Here is an 18,489-nt window from a genome sequence, read left to right on the forward strand (position 1 = left end):
ACGACATTGGCGACGAAACCACTCCTCGAAAACATCGGGATGGCAGCAAAATTCCGCGATTTTGCCGATCTCCTCGACAGCCAGGGTGCCGACGGTTTCCGCGCACGGGCCTACAGAAGGGCGGCGGATGTCGTGTCCAGGCTGGAACGGCCCGTAGGCGAAATCTTGGCAAAGGAGGGGCGCGACGGCCTCGTCGCCCTTCCGGCCATCGGAACAGGCATAGCTGGGGCGATTGCCGAGATGGTTGCAACCGGGCGCTGGTCCCAACTGGAACGGCTGCGCGGCGAGATGGAGCCGGAGGTGCTGTTTCGGTCGATCCCCGGAATCGGACCGCGATACGCGCACCGCCTCGCTGAGGACGGGCAGCTCGAGACCCTCGAAGACCTCGAGAATGCGCTCCATAGCGGTGCGCTTCATATCAAGGGCATCGGTCACAGGCGCAAGGAGATGCTGGGGGCAGCCCTCGCCGAGCGACTCGGCAGAGCTCGGCTGAGAACGAGCCATCAACCCCAACCCTTGCCGCCAGTGTCGATGCTGCTCGCTGTCGATCGCATGTATCGCGAAAAGGCGGCAGCCGGAGTGCTGCGCAAAATTGCGCCGAAGCGCTTCAATCCGAATGGCGAGACCTGGCTGCCGGTGCTGCATGCGCGACATGACAACTGGCATTTCACCGCGTTCTTCTCGAACACCAGGCTGGCGCACGAACTGGCAAAAACAAGCGACTGGGTCGTGATCTATTTCCAGGCCGACGGCCAACCGGAGGGACGATGCACTGTCGTCACCGAAACAACGGGGCCGAGCGCAGGCATGCGCGTCGTCCGGGGACGGGAAGACGAACAGCAACTGAAGGAACCGGTATGATGGAAAAAGCGGACAGGACTGGCGAGGGCGAAACGGAACTCGAAGTTCCGCTCGAAACAGTATGCTTCATCATCATGAAGGCGCGCGAGTTCGATGCCAAGGATCCGGTCACCGAACCCAGCCCCGCCTCCAATCCGTCCGACGATCATTCCGCCTCGATCCTGGAGGATCATGACGACGACCCGGTTCTCGAAGAATTGCAGTCGCTGATTTCCGATCTTTCCGTCGACGCACAAATCGACCTGGTGGCCCTGATGTGGCTGGGTCGCGACGACCAATCCGCCGACGAGTGGCAAAGTGTCCGCCAGCAGGCAACTGACGCGCACAACGAGCATACTTCCGACTATCTCTGTGGGACGCCGCTGCTTGCAGACCATCTAGCCGATGGTCTTTCGACACTCGGCTACTCCTGTGTCGAATATGAACGCGAGCACTTTTAGTCATCACAACGCGCTAAGCTTGCTGACGGACGGCGTTCGATGTCGCCGCGCACGATCCCTTGATGCATCGCCATCGGGGCTCCAAGCGGAAGACATTTTCTGCGCCATTGATCCCGATCAATGAGCCGCCCCTTTGCAGGGGCTTTGATGCTGTTCTTGTCAGGCTGAGCTAGATTTGGCGACGCGGGCGCGATGACCTGCGGCAAAACCGCGGATTCGCGAAGCAATGGACCAGTTCGGTGACGACACCTGGCAAGCGGGTCCGCTGACCTCCAGCTCTAGCGCCTCTTGGGAGACCTAAGGTGGAAGGGTGGAGGCGGCGGTACCTGCCCATCAACTCACCTTCAAGGAGAAGAACCATGGCTGAAGCTGCCACCAAACTACCTGTCAAGACAGAGAAGAGCACTGCGCCGGCGCCAGTCGGCAACTGGACCACCCCGTTCGAAAGCCTGCGCCGCGAAATCGACCGGCTATTCGACGACTTTCACCCGTTCGACTTTCGCCTGCCTTCGACACGCTCCCTGTTCGGCCATGAACTGCCGTCCCTGCGCAATGCGGGCTGGTCGGTCGCGCCGGCCATGGATCTCGTCGACAAGGACAAGGAGTACGAGATCACGGCCGAACTGCCCGGCATCGACGAAAAGAACGTCGAGATCAAACTCGCCAACCGCACACTGACCATCAAGGGCGAAAAGACCGAGGAAAAAGAGGAGAAGGAAAAAGACTACTACCTGTCCGAGCGCCGCTACGGCTCCTTCCAGCGTTCCTTCCAACTGCCTGAAGGCGTAGACGCCGACAAGATCGAGGCGACCTTCGCCAAGGGCGTACTGACGGTCAAGTTGCCCAAGACGGCCGAAGCCCAGAAGGCCGAGAAGAAGATCACCGTCAAGGCTGCGTAATAGCCGTGACTGATGATCGCCTCAGCGCGCCTGTTCAGCGCGCTGAGGCTCTTACGAGAAGGCAATTTGGCGACCGCGCCCGTGGCGCAACGGAACACGTTCCCACTCTCGGGGGGTGCCGCGCTGCCATATCAACGCGATGGTTCGGCAATATTGCCTGGGCTATCAGGTCCGCAGGACTGATCGCGTGCTTGGCTTTCGGCTATCTCAAGCTTCGTCCGTTCCAACACCAGCAAGCCTTCGATGACGCGCCGCTGTTGCGGATTGATCTCGCGTGCGAGCAAACCCTGAAAATGGGCGATGATTGCGATGGCTTTGGAGCTAGCCGACAAGGGATATCCGGGGAGCTGGAGCTGATCGCAGAACATCACCCACAGATACTTCCGCAGACCTTTCGACCGCCCGTCCTGTGCTTACTGCTATGGCAGCGATGCCGACAGCCATCGCAGGTCTGCTGCAGCAGTCTAGGTGGAATCCCATAAGGACCAAACCGGATTTCGCAATTTCAGATATTGCGCCATTGATCTCACAAGCACAGGCAGATTGTCGTATCGATCTTGGTGATATCAACTTCACCATCAAGACTGTCTTCTCGTGCGTCTCCACCCCCAAGCAGAAGGCACAATCGACAAGCCGGGCCTGCGCAGCAGCGAGATGATGAAATGGCAGACCCTGCGGAACGTGGCGGCCCAACAGCGGTAGACTCAACTGCTGATCGCCGTTGGAAGCCTATTCCCCTACCCGGCATGCAAGATGCCCGGCCGTCGAATTTGACCTGCGTCAAGGAAGCCTTGGGCATTCCGTCCAAAAATGATTCTATGTGGCAACCAATATCGTCCGCCCCTTTCGATCGGGATCTGGAATTGGCCGTCATCGACAGGGACGGCCCTCACGCGCTCGTCTTTCCCTGCAGGCGTGTACTGACAGGCTGGATCAAATCGGCCACGAAGGAACGGGTTGATATCTCACCCACCCATTGGAGAATCTGGGAACCTGCCAGCAAGGATGTTTAGCGGCATTGCCGCATTCTCTATCTGTTGTTGTGCCCGCTTTTTCCCTTGTCAGCCCCCTCGGCTTTTCTGAGCTTTTCCTCTTCTTTTGCGAGCAGATCAAGCAGGGTGTTCGGCTTGACTTCATCCTTCTCCTCAGCCAAACGCTGTTGAAAATGCTCAATATTCAGGAGAGCAATCCGCTTATCCACTCTTCACATAGCAGCCGCAGCGGCTTCCCTGTTTACCTGCATACCAATATAGCACAGTCAGATTTGCAGGTATCGCGACAAAATTCAGTGGCGCATCGGGTAGCCGCAGTTCGATCTTTTCCAAATCGCCTGCGTCTGATCCCCCCGGCATAGTCAGTTCCGCCAAGGCATGCTGCAGCTGGCGTGGGACCCCGGCAGCTTTGGAACCACTCCCTACGAGTGCTCCCCGAACAATCCGCACCTACGCGATACCGCCCCGAAGATCCCCTGGCGCTCGTTGATGCAGGTCAAGGCCGCCAACGCCAGAGTGTGATTTCTTTAATATTCGGAACTCGCTCTGAAGGAGACGATCGATGTTCAATTTGCGCAATATTTTCGCTGCGGGGCTGATGCTGGGCGTTGTCGCGATGCCTGTTATGGCCGGGGCTGAGGACAATGATTCCGGTTGGTGGCCTCGTTGGGGCATGGGCCGGATGATGATGGGCCAATGGGGCATGGGCGGCCCGATGGGTGGCTATGATTCAGACGAGATGCTCGATCGGATCGACGGACGCCTCGCCTTCCTCAAGACGGAGCTGAAGATCACTGGCGAGCAGACGCCCTCCTGGGATGAACTTGCTGGCGTCATCCGTAGCACGGCCGAGTCTCATAACGCCTTGATGCAGGGCATGCTCAAGGAATTCCAGGACGGCGAGTTCCTGAAGAAGCCCTTGCCCGAGCGACTGGCCTACCAACAGACCCATCTCGAAGCGCGTCTGGAACAGGTAAAGACTGTCAGGGCAGCAGTCGAAAAACTATACGCAAAGCTGAGCGATGAGCAGAAGCAAGCCGCCGACGAGATTGTCCTGCCTATGATGGGTATGGGCATGGGGCGCTCGGGCTTCGGTCCTGGAATGATGTTCAGATAGCCTCCATTGCGACCTGCTCGCGTAATGCGCTGAAGGAGTTGGATAATCGCGGAGGAACTGACGTATGTTCGTCGCACTTCGCCTTGTGATCGGGCTAGCTCTGCTCGGCATCAACCAAGCCGCCGGCTCCACGATCTTTCCGACGGGGGTCGTCTACAGCAATTGGACTGACGAGAGCGAAGAGGCCAAGGTGTGCGAGATCGTCCTCGACGTCAGCAACCCGCCATCGCGGGAAGTCGTCAAGTTCATCGCGCTTGCCGGTTACAACAAATTCGACGGGACGGTTCTGGCCGGCTTTCTCATGGCTGCAGCCGACATCACGACAGCCGACAAATATCAAATAGCGCGGATTTCAGGCGCTGCATTCAGCTCCCGCACATTCAACTCGCTCGGCCATTTGGATTACGAAATCTATGACGACGGTACAGTCATGGCGACGACACAAGATCCGCTTCTCGCTACTACTTTCATTAACGCGGTGATTTTCGGAACTTATGAATTGCGTTTTGCGCGCCCAGATTCAAACGCCGAAATGCGAACCTACAAGATTGCATCCGCTCCAGGGGAACCCGTAACCAGCAATTTCACGCACTGTATGGATCACCTCGCCATCGAGTCCCACCGGATTCAATTGGATGCATCGACAAAAGGAAGCCCGCTGCCGGAGGGAGTTGGCAGCGGGCTCAGCATCACGATGGATCAGGGAGGACAACCCATCGCTCACCCACGTCAGGGGAGGACATGGGCACCCTAGAAGTAGGAACATGTTCCTATCATTCAAGACAGACGATCCAATTTTTGAGAGACTGTTGTTCATTTCCCACCCGCCCGCCCTGCTCGTTCGCCGGACATGGTCACGCCACGATGATTTGATCCGGCTCAATGCGAACATCGCCCTATACGCCAGAATGGCAGGACAAATAGAAGGAGCGATCGCATGACCCACACGTCAGCCACGGGATTCACTCATGCCGCCGAGCAGGCCCAGGAATGGCTGAACGAGTTGACCCAGGATCTGGGCTGGAACGAACAAAATGCCTACCGATTCATGAAATCCGTCCTGCACGCGGTGCGAGACTGGCTGACGCCAGAGGAGATGGCCGATCTTTCAGCTCAGTTGCCTACACTCATCAGGGGCATCTATTTCGAAGGCTGGAAACCGGACACGCCTACCTGGGAGAGGAAAAAGAGCGACTTCGTAATTTGTGTCAGGAAACACTTCGGATATGAACTTGACGTCGATATCGATCAGGCGATCAAGGCTGTTTTCAAGGTCCTCGACCGTCATATATCGCATGGTGAAATCGTCCAGGTTCGGAACTCGATGAAGAAATCGCTCCGTCAGCTCTGGCCGATGGATTGACCCATGTTCCGTGATCGACAGGAGGCCGGACAAAAACTTGGCGTTGAGTTGGAGAAGCTCGGCTTACATCAGCCGGTCGTTCTCGCCCTGCCGCGAGGTGGTGTCCCTGTCGCCGTGGAAGTGGCCAAAGCCCTGAAGGCGCCACTTGATCTGATTATCGTGCGCAAAGTTGGCGCGCCGGGAAATCCTGAACTGGCTGTCGCGGCGATCGTGGATGGCAACCCCCCGGACATTGTGCTGAACCGCGAGATCGTCGAGGCCTACACGCTCGACGATGACGGGCTTCGCGTCTTGATCGCCAAGGAGCGCCCGGAACTGGAACGGCGCCGGCTCGTCTATCGTGGCGAGCGCCCACCTCTGTCGATCACCGGCAAGACGGCAATCATCGTCGATGACGGTGTCGCGACTGGGACGACCATGAAGGTTGCGATCCGCGCCCTCAAGCGACGCTCGCCCCGCGAGATCGTCGTGGCGATCCCTGTCGCGCCGCCCGAAACACTGGCCGAGCTCGCCCAGGAAGCGGATCGGGTCGTGTGTCTCAGCCAGCCGGCACGTTTCCATGCCCTAGGTTACCACTACCACAGCTTCCCCCAGATTACCGATGACGAGGTGACGGAAGCTCTCGCCGAGACCAGACAAGAAGGTCGCACGGCTCAGCGAACAGTTCCGCGCCGGACGACCACGCCCCGGGTGGCTTGAGTCACTTCAAATTCCGTTCTCCGTCCGCCAGGCGATTGGCGGCAGGGTTTGATGAACATCAAGGTGCCTTGCCGTGAATGCCGCGACTGTCGGCGGAACACAGGGTCCGCGAAGCATGCATTCTCCGATTTTTTCTGCCCATGGGGTGACCAAGGTCTACCGCGCCGGCGAAGTCGAGGTGTTCGCCCTGCGCGGTGTCGATCTCGACCTCTATGAGGGAGAGATCGCTGTCCTGCTTGGACCGTCAGGCAGTGGAAAGTCGACACTGCTCAACATCATGGGCGGGCTTGACCGGGCGACCGCGGGTGAGGTGCGCTTTCGCGACCAGGACCTGACCACTTTCTCCGAGAGGCAGTTCACCCGCTTCCGGCGCGACCATGTCGGCTTTGTGTTCCAGTTCTACAATCTGATCCCGAGCCTCACCGCGTGGGAAAACGTCGCCCTGGTCACCGAGATCTCGTCCAATCCGATGAAGCCCGATGAGGCGCTGGAGATGGTAGGCCTCAAGGATCGCATGGCGCATTTCCCCGCCCAGCTCTCCGGCGGCGAGCAGCAAAGGGTGGCGATTGCCCGTGCAATCGCCAAACGCCCGGAAGTCATGCTGTGCGACGAGCCGACCGGCGCCCTTGATTCGAAGACTGGCGTTCTGGTCCTCGAAGCGCTGTCGCGGATCAACGAGGAGATGAAGACGACCATGGCGATCATCACGCACAATGCCGGCATCCGGCAGATCGCCCATCGCGTCTTCACCTTCAAGGACGGTCGCATTGCCGATGTCGCCGTCAACGACCAACGGGCACGGCCCGCCGAAGTTAGCTGGTAGCGCCGTGTCGGTCCTTGATCGTAAGCTTCTGCGCGATATCCTGCGGATGTGGGCGCAGGTCCTTGCCATCTCGCTCGTCATGGCCTGCGGCGTCGCGACGATCGTCATCGCCGTCGGCGCCTATCGCTCGCTGGAGCAAACCCGCACGGCATTCTATGATCGCTACCGGTTTGCCACCGTCTTCTCCGGGCTGACGCGCGCGCCGCTGCACCTTCGCGAGCGCATCACATCGATCGCGGGGGGTAGCGGGCTCGAACTGCGCATCGTCAAGCCGGTCTTGCTGGACATGCCTGGAATGGCCGAACCGGCCACCGCGATCGCCGTCTCGATCCCTGACCGCGGCGAACCGGCCGTCAACAGACTGTACCTGCGCATCGGCCGGCTGCCTGAATCCGGACGTCCCGGCGAGGTAGCGGTGACTGAACGTTTCGCGACCGCACATCGCATGGCGCCCGGCAGCACATTCCACGCCATTCTGAACGGTCGCAAGCGAACACTCAGCGTCACCGGCATCGTGCTCACGCCCGAATATATCTATGCGCTTGGCCCTGGCGACATGGTGCCAGACCCGCGGCGCTTCGGCGTCTTCTTCATGCCGCGAGCCGTGCTTGCCGGCATCTTCGACATGGATGGCGCATTCAACGATGTCGCCATACGCACCCAGCGCAGTGCCGACATCCAGGCGATCGAGGACGCGGTCGACCGTATCCTCAAGCCATTCGGCGGAACCGGTGCGCATGGGCGTGCCGACCAGATATCCCACGCTTTCCTTGACAATGAGCTGATCCAGCTTCGCGCCATGGCCGCCGTCATTCCACCGGTGTTCCTGTTTGTGTCGGCCTTCCTCGTCAACATGATCCTGTCACGGTTGATCGTGCTGGAACGGGAACAAATCGGGCTGATGAAGGCCGTCGGGTATGGATCGGGAGCAATCGGCTGGCACTATGCGAAGCTGACCCTGGTGATTGCGTTGATCGGCATCTCCATTGGCGCCGGTGCCGGCAACTGGCTGGGACACGGCCTCACCACCCTCTATGCGCGATTCTTTTCCTTTCCCTTCCTGATCTTCCAGCAAAGTCTCGACCTCTACGCCATCGCCGCCGCCACAAGCGCGCTGGCAGCGCTGTTGGGCGCGGCGCGGGCGATCTGGAGCGTCGTGACGCTTCCGCCGGCGGTCGCCATGCAACCGCCGGCGCCGGCCCGATATCGGGCCTTCCTCACGGGCGACGGCCGTCTTCTGTCGGCTTTCTCCCAATTAACCATCATGGCGTTCAGGCATCTGGTGCGCTGGCCCGTTCGCTCGTTGCTGACGACATTGGGGACCTCGCTTGCCGTCGCTCTCCTGGTCACGGCACTGTTCTCCTTCGATTCCATAGCGTTCATGGTCGACACAGTCTTCTTCCGCGCCGAGCGACAGGATGCGACCTTGTCCTTCGGCGTCGAGCAACCACCGCGCGCCCTGCAGTCGGTCGCGGCCATGCCGGGCGTGTTGCGCGCCGAGCCGTTCCGAGCAACGGCTGTGATCCTGCACCATGGCTATCGTGAGCGCCGGCTGGTGATCTCGAGTGTTCCGCAACGCGCGGACCTCGCCCGGGTTCTCGATCTCGATCTCGATCTCGATCCAATCGACCCGCCGTCGGCCGGCCTCATGCTGTCCGAAAGGGTCGCCTCGCTGCTCCATCTGCGTATCGGTGATCTGGCCGAGGTCGAACTGATTGAAAAGGCGCATCAAATGGTCCGCGTTCCCGTGACCAGCATCGTCCAGAGCTATGTCGGGCTCGCCGTCTACATGCGCGCCGAGGCGCTGGACCGGCTGGTCGGCGGCGGACCACGGATTTCCGGGGTAAGGGTATCGATCGATCCGGCACGCCTCGGCGATCTCTACACCGCCATCAAACAGATGCCCGCTGTCGCCTCAATCGCGCTGCAGGGCGTATCGCGCCAGCGCTTCCGCGAGACGATTGGAGAGAACATCACGATCATGACCAGCGTCTACACGGCGCTTGCCGTCATCATCGCCTTCGGCGTCGTCTACAACTCGGCCCGTATCCAGCTTTCCGAGCGCGCCCGCGAACTCGCCGGCCTGCGCGTGCTCGGCTTCACCAGGAGCGAGGTGTCGAGTGTCCTGCTCATCGAACTGACTACCATCGTCGCTCTAGCGCAGCCGCTAGGCTGGATCCTCGGCTATCTCTTCTCGTGGTCGGTCGTCAGGGGCTTCGAAAGCGACCTCTTCCGCATTCCGTTCGTGGTCAATCGGTCCACCTTCGCGCTTGCCAGCCTGGTCGTGCTCGCCGTGGCCACGATTTCGGCGCTGATCGTTCGGCGACGTATCGACAGCCTGGACCTGGTGCGCGTCCTCAAGACAAGGGATTAGCCCGATGAAGTCTATCTGGATCAAACGCGTTGGACTTGCACTCCTTGCCGTTGCGGTGGTTGCGGGCTTCGGCTGGGCTCTGCGCGAGCAGCCGGCGCTGGTGGATGTGGCCGAGGTGACCGCGGCACCGATGCGAGTGACGATCCGCGAGGAAGGTGTGACGCGCGTGCGCGATGTCTATGCGGTATCGGCGCCGATCGCCGGTCATCTGACGCGCACGGTGGTGAACGAAGGCGACGTGGTGAAAGCAAACAATACGGTTGTTGCTGCCATCCATCCGCTCGACCCGCCACTGATCGACCGGCGCACGGAGGCCGAACTGCTTGCTAGCCGCGACGGGGCGCGCGCCGGTGTCGGTGTTGCCGAGATCGATTTGCAGCGTGCGCAATCAGCATTGAAGCTGGCGGAGAACGAATTGGCTCGGACAATCAAATTGTTCGGATCCGGTTTTGTCTCGGAGAGCGCCTTGCAGAGGCTTACCAACGAAGTCGACCTGCGGAAAACCGCAGTCGATGCTGCGAAAGCAGTCATAGGGCTCAGAAATGCGGAACTTGCGAACGCCGAGGCCCGCCTGCTGCAGCCCGATCCGGCGGACCCGACCGGTGAAAGCTGCTGCGTCAATCTTCTGGCTCCCATCGACGGAACCGTTCTTGCCGTCATGGCAAGGAGCGAACAGGCGGTGGCGGCTGGCGCCAAGATCGCCGAGATAGGCAACGTCCACGATTTGGAGATCGTTGTCGACCTGCTGTCGAGTGACGCGGTACGCATCGCCTCTGGGACAAAAGGTGAGATCAGCGACTGGGGCGGCGATCATACATTGCGCGCGACGGTGAGACGCGTCGATCCTGCGGCGTTCACGAAGGTTTCCGCGCTCGGCATCGAGGAGCAGAGGGTTACCGTCGTCCTGGATCTGGAAGATACGGACGTCCGACTCGGCCACGGCTATCGGGTCTTCGTCGAAATGACCGTCTGGGAGTGCGCCGAATGCGTCCAGGTGCCGATCGGGGCGCTGTTCAGGAACGGCGACCGGTGGAACGTCTTTGCTGCCGATGGTGGCCGCGCCAGGCAGACGGAAGTGCAGATCGGTCACATGAATGACGATGCCGCGGAAGTGCTGACAGGCCTGAAGCCCGGCGCCGGAGTTGTCATCCACCCGTCCGACGCCCTTGTCGATGGCGGCCTGGTGGAGCCACGCAACTGAATTCGCCACGGATTGGCATTTCGATTGATGAGTATCAACGCAAGAACCCGAAATCTCAATGCCGTCTCGATGCCTGGCAAGAAGGTCGAACGGATGCGGGCAAACCCCTTGGTGTCCGTCCTGGTCGATACGCGCGGCGAAGGGCGAGAATGGAAAAGCGTCGTGGTTGATGGTCGATACGAGGAATTGCTGGACCGGATCGGCCACATGCCGGAACGGGAGCATGCCTGGTCAATCTTAAGCAGGCACGTCGACTGGTGGGAACCTGGAGCCCTTAAACCCATGGACACCTCCGCTTGCGGACCACTCGACACCTGTATTCTTTCGGATTTCGATCGAGCACGTGTCGGGTCGCGAAGCGAAAGAGCGTACTATCTAAACATCGGTCGCGGCACACTGGCCGTGCTTCATCGCGCCATCAAGACAGGCAGCGATTGATCCTCAAGCATCGACTTGGTGACGCCGCCGAAAATCCGCTCGCGCAACCGGGAATGACCGTAAGCGCCCATGACCATCAACTCGGCGCTGCTGTCGACCGCGTGCTGGCGAAGAACATCAGCGACGGAATGGTTCGCACTCGGCAGACGGTCGACTGTTACCTTCATGCCATGCCGGGCGAGGTAGGCTGCGGCATCAGCTCCGGGTTCCTGACCGTGGTGGTAATCGTCCTCCACCGGATCGACCATGACGAGACGCACTTCGTCGGCGCCTGTTAACATATCGAGTGATTCACGGACGGCGCGCGATGACTCAAGACGAGCATCCCACGCGACCAGTACCCGCTTCGGCTTCAGTGTCGGCCGCGTCCCCGGGGGAACGATCAGCAGCGGCTTCCCGGAAGAAAACAAGGCGCCCTCGATCACTTTGCCCTTCAGCGTCTCGCCAGCGAGCAATTCCGGCCCGATCACCGTGATGTCGGCGTAGCGTGCGCGGCGACCAATTGTTTCGTCAGCCCAGCCAACCTCCGGATATTCGCTGGAGACATCGGCCGAAAGCGCCCTGTTGGCGAGAAAAGCCGACACGGCAGTGGCTCGCTTCTTCAAGAGCTTCTCATCGGCCTGCCGCTCCTTCAGCCAGTCTTCTGAAACGATTGCCGCATACTCTCCGACTGGCGGCGGCGCGGCGATGACAACGTTAAGAACAGCAAGATGGGCACCGATTTCGTCGCAAAGCTCAGCGGCGAGTTTGAGATCGTCGTCGCCCATATGCGGTCCCGTAACCGTAAGTATCGTCCTGAAAGCCATGGCGGCTGCTCCCGATCTTGTGTCAAATTCGATGACAACGATAGCAAGGCGGTTCGGCATGTTCATTGCGTTGAATCAAAGACCATGCCGACGCCCAATTGATCCGGATCAACACGTGGACGCGTTGACGCAGTACGCTCAGCCGATCAATCGGTGGGTGTGCACATGAAATTCCTGATCGCAGCAGCTCTCGCAATCCTGACCTACGAAGCGTCTAGTGCGCAGGAAATGAGCTATGGTGAGGCGGAATATCTGAACTCCTGCGCGGTCTGTCATGGTCTCGAAGGCAAGGGCGACGGCCCCCTTGGCGATGTGCTGTTGAAACGCCCGGCCGACCTGACGCATCTCTCCGAACGAAACGGCGGCGCGTTTCCCTATTCGAGGGTCTTCGCAACTATCGACGGTCGCTATCCCATACCAAGCCATGGCGATCGCGAGATGCCGGTCTGGGGTCGCCAGTTCCTTGAGCAAGACGAAACACTTTACGGTCCCAGCGGCGGTGAGGTCGTCACGACCGAACGCATTCATAACCTGGCCGGTTACATTGAGACGCTGCAGCAATAGTCTCAGCAGCTGCGAAGGTCGCTAAATGGCTTGCTGCGCCTGCATGGATTGGTGCACGTTCTCTCTGCGCCACCAACTTAGCTCTGGACCGCGATGAATGACATCAGCCTGAGGTTGGACGAGCGCCTCGGCCGGATTCATGCCAGGCAGCGTCTGGGCATAGAAGACGACCACGAAGCACAAATCTTCGGCCAGGGCCTGAACTTCTTTCACTTGGAGAACTGGTATTCGATCCATGCGATGATCCGCAACGGGCTGAGGATCACGGGGCTCTATGGACGCGGGTGCCGCAACGCCGAGAACGTCCAGCTCCGCTTCAACACCATCGCATCGGCAACCCTGCCACGCGGCTTCGAAGGATTCCGGATCCTGCACCTCACCGATCTGCATACGGACATGAGCGGCCCCGCGATGCATCGCGTCACCGAACTCGTCGCCGGTCTCGACTATGACATTTGCGTGCTGACCGGCGATTTCCGTGCAAAGACTTTCGGTCCCTTTGAAGCTGCCGTCGACGGCGTCGCCCGCGTACGCGCCTCTCTCAAGGGTCCGCTATACGGGGTGCTCGGGAACCACGATACAGTTCGAATGGTTCCGGCCTTGGAGGACATGGGCATTCGCATGCTGATGAATGAGCTCGAAGTGATCGAGCGGTGCGGAGAACACATCTATCTCGGCGGAATAGACGATGCGCATTTCTTCCGGGTCGACAATATCGAAAAGGCAGCAGCCGATGTGCCCGCCGAGGCATTTTCGATCCTGCTTTCGCATACTCCCGAGATTTATCGCCAGGCAGCGCACGCTGGATTCGACGTGCTGCTGGCAGGTCACACCCATGGCGGCCAGATCTGTCTGCCGGGGGGAATTCCGGTCACCCTGGATTCGAAACTCCCGCGCACGATGGGCGCCGGCGCGTGGATGTACCATGGCATGATGGGTTACACATCGGTTGGCGCCGGCTCGAGTGTCGTCGCGGTACGGCTAAACTGTCTTCCCGAGATCACACTCCACCAACTGGTCCGCAAGGACTAGTAGGGCCTGTCTCTGATGCGCAGTATGTAGAGAAGCCGAGAGACCAGCAGTTCACCGATCCAAAACGCGCCGACACCGATCAGAATGTCCCAAACCGAAAACCCCACAAGGTTCCTGACCACCAGGAAAGGCAACAGCGATTCCGGCACCTGATCGAAGCCTGGCGCCTCGGCGCTCGGAGCCAAGCGCAAGCGACGTTTGATGAAGCTCGACAGCATGTCGCCGACCATGGCGGTGAAGCCGATGAGCACTCCGGTTTCAATGTCGAGCCCGACAAGGGGAGCGCCGATCGCAGTAGCGAGGGTTGCCAGGACGAACCCGCGAAGCGTCTTTGACTTGCCCAAGAGCGGATGTCCGTCCCAGAAGAGTCGACCGCCATCGATGGGCCATGCAAGCCAATCGCCAAGCATCTTCTTGGCGATGACAGGCACGCCGTTCGCGAGGGTCAGCAAAATGAGGCACTGAACAATCGACCAAAAATGAAGCTCGGTCATAGTATTCTCAAAGCGCATGGGGCCGGCGTCGTTGCGGAAATCGCGCGCCTGGTTTTGTGCAAGCCGAAACAAATACTACATCAGGCCAGCCCGCAGCGGTCTCATTGATGCCCATCAACGGCGAGAAATAATCCTGTCGATGTTTGGTTGTGATATCCGATCAAGCGTCGCACTGAAGCGACGCGGATATTCGATGACAGAAACGGCGGCCGCCTCAGGTTCATGATGGTATTCCTCAACGGCCCGAATGCCCGACCCGGTCTCATCAACGGCTCCACTGCCGCCTCGGCCAAACGTTAGGTAGTTTCCCTTAGGGACAAAACCGAATTTCGCCACCCGCGGATTCGCGCGAATTGCTGTGTCACGGATCAACCGGGAGAACAGCCATGCACGCTTACTCGACCTCCACAATTGCACTGCCGTCACGGTCCTCGCAACCCAATACGCCGGAGGCTTTCGAGCCCGCACTGCTGCAGCCGCTCAGCTTCTTTCCCGCCGGTGCGGAGATTTATGCCCAGGGCGAAAAGGCCGGATCCCTCTATCAGGTCGAATTCGGCGCCGTCCGCATCTACCGCCTGCTTGCTGACGGTCGCCGGCAGATCAGTGCCTTCCACCTTGCTGGAGAGACGTTCGGCTTCGAAGCCGACACCACGCATCATTTCTTCGCCGAGGCGATCAACGCCACCGGCGTTCGGGTTTTCCGGATTGCCTCAGGCGTGGACATGTCCCGCCAGCTTCTGCCACTTGCGCTCAAGGGGTTGACCAAGGCTCAGGAACACCTGCTGGTTCTCGGCCGCCAGAACGCCATCGAACGCGTCGCCGCCTTCCTGGTCGACATGGCGGAGCGGCAAGGCGGATTGCGGCAGGTCGAGCTGCCGATGTCTCGCATGGATATCGGCGACTATCTCGGCCTCACCATCGAGACCGTGTCACGGGTCTTCACCCGGCTGAAGGAAAAGGGCGTCATCCGCCTGCTCAACCTGCGCAGCATCGAAATCGTCAAGCATGAGGCGCTTCACAATATGAGCGAGTGACGCGGGTCGGCTAGTCGACGCCCGCAGCAGACCGTAGGCGGCCAGGGTCGTCAATACCAGTTCCAACGATTGTAGGCAGCAAAATGACTACAGACGCCAAAGATACTCTTACCACACGCACTGGATTTCGCTTCGAAGTGCGCAGCGCACACCGCGAAGACGAACCCACCTTGGCGGAGTTCTTCACCCATGTGACGCCGGAGGACCTGCGATTTCGCTTTCTCGGCGGGGTGAAGGAGGTTTCGCATGAGCGCCTCGTCGAAATGACGCGTTCCGATGATGCCCGGATACACAATTTTCTTGCCTTCTCCATCGACGGGATGCTGATCGCAGTAGCAACTTTGGCATGCGATCAGGCTGGTCGGCACGGAGAAGTCGCGATCTGCATTCGCGCAGATCGCAAGCATCTGGGCGTCAGCTGGGAATTGCTCGCGTATATCGCAAAGTATGCTGAAAGGCTGGGCCTCGATACGATCGAGTCGATTGAGAATCGCGAAAACCGCGCTGCCATCGAGCTCGAACGCGATATGGGATTTGCCGTGACGACTTATCCTGACGATCCGACACTTGTCTTGGTTCGGCGAGAGCTGGGAAGCAAAGTATCTGACTAGTTGCCAAGGGTTACTTCCGCCTCGGATCGGACGTTCAATCGCCTTTTGAGGATATCAATGAGGCTGATAGTGACGGCTGTAGCAGCAGGGCCGAGAACGAGCCCGGAAGGTCCGAACAGGACAATGCCGCCGACCGCGCCGATGAAGGCCACCACCGTATGGAGCCGCAACCGGTCCCCGACAAGCATCGGGTAGAGCAAATTGTCGATGCCGGCGACAATGACGCCGCCCCAGATGGTCAATATCGCCGCGCTTGCCCAGCTGCCTTCCAGCGCGAGATAGACCGCTGCCGGTACCCAGATTACGAATGCGCCGAGGACAGGCACGATGGCCAGAAGTCCCATCACCAGGCCCCAGAAGACCGGAGTGGGCAAGCCGAGCCACCAGAACATCAGACCACCCAGCGCTCCCTGAACAGCGGCGACGCAAACGGTGCCGATGAGCGTGGCATGTACCGTTTCTGCAAAACGGGACAGAATGTATGCCGTTTCCGGAGCATGCAGGGGCGAAAGGCTCTCAATCCATCGCAGGGCATGTTCGCGATCCCGCAGGAAATAGAACAGAAAATAGAACGTCAGCACGACCATCACCACTTGATTGATGGAGCCGCGCAATAGCGATGTGCTTTGTCCCGTCAGCCATTGAGCGAATGCGGCGACTGAGCCGGCCGGATCGAGCCGGTCCTCAATCCACTGGGCAAAGGCTGAAAGCCTGGGATAGTCTAACGCGAAGCCTTTTGCGTTCCATCCCCGGATAACCTCCTCAAGATAGGTAGCTCCATTTGCCGCCTCGCGAACGAGTTGCTGTGCCACGAAAATCAGCGGCAGGCCGACTGCAACCGCCGCAACGCTTACTGATATCAGGGCTGCCAGATCTCGATTTCCGGTCTTCGCCTCCACCTTCAGATGGGCCGGATGAAGGACGATTGCCAGCACGAGTGCCCAAGTCAATGCCGGTAAAAACGGCAGCACCAACAGATAGCAGACATATACACCGATCGCTGTCGCCGCCAGGACACCCAGCAATCTTACCTGTTTCATGTCGGACAACTGTTTAAGGCCGAGCATGTCGCGCCATCTCGCAAGCCAAGTGAGCCTAACGGGTTTCCTGACAAAAGGGCAGCTTCCGCTGTCATATCCTCACCGCTGTGGTACCTAGCAAACCTTGAATCCGACAGCGATGATGGATCGGCAAGCTCAAGATTTCAAACCTTCCAAATTGATGTCGCCGCGACAGGCAAGCACCAACGGGACTGCAACAACACCCTGACGAGAAGTAGCCAGTCTTGCGGCACGCCGAGGAGGAACGCTGCACTCCCTCCGATCAACGTGAGCTACTCCCCGATCTTCGGACAGATTTCTGGGTGGTTTAAGCTACTCTCCGCGCCTGCTGATCGGTTTCGATGCTGTTGAAGTAGACCACGGCGGGCGGCTGTCCGCCATGGGCTGCGTGAGGCCGCTGGTAGGTGTAGAAGANTGAGCTACTCCCCGATCTTCGGACAGATTTCTGGGTGGTTTAAGCTACTCTCCGCGCCTGCTGATCGGTTTCGATGCTGTTGAAGTAGACCACGGCGGGCGGCTGTCCGCCATGGGCTGCGTGAGGCCGCTGGTAGTTGTAGAAGATGATCCAGCGACCGATGCCTGCCTTGGCCTGCGACCCAGTCTCCCAGGCGTGCAGGTAGACGCATTCATACTTCAGCGACCGCCACAGGCGCTCGATGAAGATGTTATCGAGACAGCGTCCCTTGCCGTCCATGGAGATCCGGGTCCCGACCCGCTTCAGCCGGTCGGTCCAGGCGAAGGACGTGAACTGCGAGCCCTGATCGGTATTCATGATCTCGGGCGGGCCGAAGCGGTGGATTGCCTCGTTCAGGGCCTCGACGCAGAAGTCGGCCTCCAGCGTGTTCGAGATGCGCCAGGCCAGTACCTTACGGGTGAACCAGTCCATGATCGCGACCAGATAGAGGAAGCCTCTGCGCATCGGCAGGTAAGTGATGTCGGCGCACCAGACCTGATTGGGCCGCTCGACCCGCAGCCCGCCCAGCAGATAGGGATAGGTCTTGTGTCCCTTCGCGGGCTTGCTGGTGTCCGGCTTCTGGAAGATCGGCATCAGGCACATAAGCCGCATCAACCGCCGGATGCGCTTGACGTTCACGGCATGGCCATCATTCCGCAGGTGCCAGGTCATTTGCTGCACGCCGTAGAAGGGCGTCTCCAGGAACTGCTTGTCGATCAGCAGCATGAGGGCGAGGTTCATTTCTGCCTCACCCTGCGGCTCGTAATAGAACGAGGACCGCGAGATCGACAGCAGGCGGCACTGCGCGCCCACCGACAGCACGGGATGGTTCCGCTCGATCATCCCGCGTCTCATTTCCCGCCCCAAGGCTTGAGCTTTCGTGACAAAAAATCGTTGGCGACGGCCAGTTCTCCGATCTTCGCATGCAAGGAACGCACAGTGTCCTCGTCGACCTCAGCGGTCTTCTTCGTGCCCCGCTCGAAGATGTCCGCCGCCCCGTCAAGCAGCGCCTTCTTCCACTGGTGGATCATCGTCGGATGCACGCCATAATCCGCGGCCAACTCCGACACGGTGCGCTCGCCCTTCACGGCCTCTAGCGCCACGCGAGCCTTGAAGCCCGCGTCATGGTTCCTGCGTTTGCGCATATTCTGATCTCCTCGTCCTTGGAGATCAGCAGACGTCAGTTCGTAGCTTCCGTCACTGTCCGATTTTCGGGGAGGCGCTCA

At 59.7% G+C, this 18,489-nt stretch carries 20 protein-coding genes and 1 pseudogene; 15 read left to right on the plus strand and 6 right to left on the minus strand.

Annotated features, from left to right (window positions below; genetic code table 11):
- Positions 1-39: 39 nt before the first annotated feature.
- The 3 genes from ASD99_RS14975 (at position 40) to ASD99_RS14985 (ending at position 2,200) form a co-directional block, all read left to right on the plus strand.
- Positions 40-861, plus strand: a complete 822-nt coding sequence (locus tag ASD99_RS14975) for a DNA-binding protein (RefSeq protein ID WP_244497751.1) — start codon at positions 40-42, stop codon at positions 859-861.
- Positions 861-1,301, plus strand: coding sequence for a DUF3775 domain-containing protein (locus tag ASD99_RS14980; protein ID WP_164482291.1), 441 nt, complete (start codon positions 861-863; stop codon positions 1,299-1,301). The genes ASD99_RS14975 and ASD99_RS14980 overlap by 1 nt, the downstream gene beginning before the upstream one ends.
- Positions 1,302-1,660: 359 nt before the next feature.
- Positions 1,661-2,200: an Hsp20/alpha crystallin family protein gene (locus ASD99_RS14985; RefSeq protein ID WP_056590611.1), complete on the plus strand. Its 540-nt coding sequence runs from the start codon at positions 1,661-1,663 to the stop codon at positions 2,198-2,200.
- Positions 2,201-2,331: 131 nt separating this feature from the next.
- Here ASD99_RS14985 and ASD99_RS14990 read toward each other — a convergent pair whose 3' ends face one another.
- Together ASD99_RS14990 and ASD99_RS33320 are read right to left on the minus strand one after the other, a co-directional pair.
- Positions 2,332-2,532 (minus strand): hypothetical protein, encoded by a 201-nt coding sequence (locus ASD99_RS14990; protein ID WP_156388986.1) that lies wholly within the window; start codon positions 2,530-2,532, stop codon positions 2,332-2,334.
- A gap of 698 nt (positions 2,533-3,230) precedes the next feature.
- On the minus strand, positions 3,231-3,401 hold the full coding sequence (locus ASD99_RS33320; protein ID WP_156388987.1) for a hypothetical protein: 171 nt from the start codon (positions 3,399-3,401) through the stop codon (positions 3,231-3,233).
- Between the two features lie 353 nt (positions 3,402-3,754).
- Here ASD99_RS33320 and ASD99_RS14995 point away from each other — a divergent pair, with 353 nt between their 5' ends.
- From ASD99_RS14995 to ASD99_RS32220, 8 genes and pseudogenes are all read left to right on the plus strand, one after another.
- Entirely contained in the window at positions 3,755-4,309 is a 555-nt protein-coding gene (locus ASD99_RS14995; protein ID WP_056590606.1) for a Spy/CpxP family protein refolding chaperone, read from the plus strand.
- 64 nt (positions 4,310-4,373) lie between these two features.
- Positions 4,374-5,063, plus strand: a complete 690-nt coding sequence (locus tag ASD99_RS15000) for a hypothetical protein (RefSeq protein WP_056590603.1) — start codon at positions 4,374-4,376, stop codon at positions 5,061-5,063.
- A gap of 183 nt (positions 5,064-5,246) precedes the next feature.
- On the plus strand, positions 5,247-5,672 hold the full coding sequence (locus ASD99_RS15005) for a DUF2267 domain-containing protein (protein WP_057144096.1): 426 nt from the start codon (positions 5,247-5,249) through the stop codon (positions 5,670-5,672).
- 3 nt (positions 5,673-5,675) lie between these two features.
- Positions 5,676-6,371, plus strand: coding sequence for a phosphoribosyltransferase (locus ASD99_RS15010; RefSeq protein WP_056590598.1), 696 nt, complete (start codon positions 5,676-5,678; stop codon positions 6,369-6,371).
- 115 nt (positions 6,372-6,486) lie between these two features.
- Entirely contained in the window at positions 6,487-7,194 is a 708-nt protein-coding gene (locus ASD99_RS15015; RefSeq protein ID WP_056590595.1) for an ABC transporter ATP-binding protein, read from the plus strand.
- Positions 7,195-7,198: 4 nt separating this feature from the next.
- Positions 7,199-9,568 (plus strand): ABC transporter permease, encoded by a 2,370-nt coding sequence (locus ASD99_RS15020; RefSeq protein WP_082583283.1) that lies wholly within the window; start codon positions 7,199-7,201, stop codon positions 9,566-9,568.
- A 4-nt stretch (positions 9,569-9,572) separates the two neighbouring features.
- On the plus strand, positions 9,573-10,769 hold the full coding sequence (locus ASD99_RS15025; RefSeq protein WP_057144098.1) for an efflux RND transporter periplasmic adaptor subunit: 1,197 nt from the start codon (positions 9,573-9,575) through the stop codon (positions 10,767-10,769).
- 51 nt (positions 10,770-10,820) lie between these two features.
- A pseudogene (locus ASD99_RS32220) lies at positions 10,821-11,148 on the plus strand (pyridoxamine 5'-phosphate oxidase family protein); the annotation flags it as partial.
- 28 nt (positions 11,149-11,176) lie between these two features.
- Here the strand turns inward: ASD99_RS32220 and ASD99_RS15030 are convergent.
- The gene (locus ASD99_RS15030; protein WP_056590657.1) at positions 11,177-12,013 is read right to left on the minus strand and encodes a universal stress protein; all 837 of its coding nucleotides are present in this window, start codon (positions 12,011-12,013) and stop codon (positions 11,177-11,179) included.
- Positions 12,014-12,178: 165 nt separating this feature from the next.
- On the opposite strand from ASD99_RS15030, the gene ASD99_RS15035 reads away from it, so the two are divergent.
- Both ASD99_RS15035 and ASD99_RS15040 read left to right on the plus strand, forming a co-directional pair.
- Positions 12,179-12,577: a c-type cytochrome gene (locus ASD99_RS15035; RefSeq protein ID WP_056590587.1), complete on the plus strand. Its 399-nt coding sequence runs from the start codon at positions 12,179-12,181 to the stop codon at positions 12,575-12,577.
- A gap of 93 nt (positions 12,578-12,670) precedes the next feature.
- On the plus strand, positions 12,671-13,609 hold the full coding sequence (locus ASD99_RS15040) for a metallophosphoesterase (protein ID WP_057144099.1): 939 nt from the start codon (positions 12,671-12,673) through the stop codon (positions 13,607-13,609).
- Here ASD99_RS15040 and ASD99_RS15045 read toward each other — a convergent pair.
- Complete coding sequence (locus ASD99_RS15045) at positions 13,606-14,103, minus strand: CDP-archaeol synthase (protein WP_057144133.1); 498 nt, start codon at positions 14,101-14,103, stop codon at positions 13,606-13,608. The two genes, ASD99_RS15040 and ASD99_RS15045, sit on opposite strands and share 4 nt — an antisense overlap.
- Positions 14,104-14,489: 386 nt before the next feature.
- Here ASD99_RS15045 and ASD99_RS15050 point away from each other — a divergent pair, with 386 nt between their 5' ends.
- Together ASD99_RS15050 and ASD99_RS15055 are read left to right on the plus strand one after the other, a co-directional pair.
- On the plus strand, positions 14,490-15,137 hold the full coding sequence (locus ASD99_RS15050; RefSeq protein WP_056590578.1) for a helix-turn-helix domain-containing protein: 648 nt from the start codon (positions 14,490-14,492) through the stop codon (positions 15,135-15,137).
- Between the two features lie 83 nt (positions 15,138-15,220).
- Positions 15,221-15,748, plus strand: a complete 528-nt coding sequence (locus tag ASD99_RS15055) for a GNAT family N-acetyltransferase (protein WP_056590575.1) — start codon at positions 15,221-15,223, stop codon at positions 15,746-15,748.
- Here the strand turns inward: ASD99_RS15055 and ASD99_RS15060 are convergent.
- Both ASD99_RS15060 and ASD99_RS15065 read right to left on the minus strand, forming a co-directional pair.
- Positions 15,745-16,815 (minus strand): AI-2E family transporter, encoded by a 1,071-nt coding sequence (locus tag ASD99_RS15060; RefSeq protein ID WP_056590572.1) that lies wholly within the window; start codon positions 16,813-16,815, stop codon positions 15,745-15,747. The two genes, ASD99_RS15055 and ASD99_RS15060, sit on opposite strands and share 4 nt — an antisense overlap.
- A gap of 448 nt (positions 16,816-17,263) precedes the next feature.
- Positions 17,264-18,408, minus strand: a protein-coding gene (locus tag ASD99_RS15065; RefSeq protein ID WP_413813934.1) for an IS3 family transposase whose coding sequence is annotated in 2 segments (ribosomal slippage) — positions 17,264-18,132 and positions 18,132-18,408 — 1,146 coding nt in all. Because the reading frame shifts where the segments join, the coding sequence is not laid out codon by codon here.
- Between the last annotated feature and the right edge of the window lie 81 nt (positions 18,409-18,489).

This window comes from Mesorhizobium sp. Root695 (assembly GCF_001428185.1).
GTDB lineage: Bacteria > Pseudomonadota > Alphaproteobacteria > Rhizobiales > Rhizobiaceae > Mesorhizobium.

Coding starts and splice junctions, on each gene's coding strand:
- ASD99_RS15005 (WP_057144096.1), top strand. CDS start 5,247: ATGACCCACACGTCAGCCACGGGATTCACTCATGCCGCCGAGCAGGCC.
- ASD99_RS15025 (WP_057144098.1), top strand. CDS start 9,573: ATGAAGTCTATCTGGATCAAACGCGTTGGACTTGCACTCCTTGCCGTT.
- ASD99_RS14985 (WP_056590611.1), top strand. CDS start 1,661: ATGGCTGAAGCTGCCACCAAACTACCTGTCAAGACAGAGAAGAGCACT.
- ASD99_RS14980 (WP_164482291.1), top strand. CDS start 861: ATGGAAAAAGCGGACAGGACTGGCGAGGGCGAAACGGAACTCGAAGTT.
- ASD99_RS14975 (WP_244497751.1), top strand. CDS start 40: ATGGCAGCAAAATTCCGCGATTTTGCCGATCTCCTCGACAGCCAGGGT.
- ASD99_RS15040 (WP_057144099.1), top strand. CDS start 12,671: ATGAATGACATCAGCCTGAGGTTGGACGAGCGCCTCGGCCGGATTCAT.
- ASD99_RS15015 (WP_056590595.1), top strand. CDS start 6,487: ATGCATTCTCCGATTTTTTCTGCCCATGGGGTGACCAAGGTCTACCGC.
- ASD99_RS15050 (WP_056590578.1), top strand. CDS start 14,490: ATGCACGCTTACTCGACCTCCACAATTGCACTGCCGTCACGGTCCTCG.
- ASD99_RS14995 (WP_056590606.1), top strand. CDS start 3,755: ATGTTCAATTTGCGCAATATTTTCGCTGCGGGGCTGATGCTGGGCGTT.
- ASD99_RS15055 (WP_056590575.1), top strand. CDS start 15,221: ATGACTACAGACGCCAAAGATACTCTTACCACACGCACTGGATTTCGC.
- ASD99_RS15035 (WP_056590587.1), top strand. CDS start 12,179: ATGAAATTCCTGATCGCAGCAGCTCTCGCAATCCTGACCTACGAAGCG.
- ASD99_RS15010 (WP_056590598.1), top strand. CDS start 5,676: ATGTTCCGTGATCGACAGGAGGCCGGACAAAAACTTGGCGTTGAGTTG.
- ASD99_RS15030 (WP_056590657.1), bottom strand. CDS start 12,013: ATGGCTTTCAGGACGATACTTACGGTTACGGGACCGCATATGGGCGAC.
- ASD99_RS15045 (WP_057144133.1), bottom strand. CDS start 14,103: ATGACCGAGCTTCATTTTTGGTCGATTGTTCAGTGCCTCATTTTGCTG.
- ASD99_RS15000 (WP_056590603.1), top strand. CDS start 4,374: ATGTTCGTCGCACTTCGCCTTGTGATCGGGCTAGCTCTGCTCGGCATC.
- ASD99_RS15060 (WP_056590572.1), bottom strand. CDS start 16,815: ATGCTCGGCCTTAAACAGTTGTCCGACATGAAACAGGTAAGATTGCTG.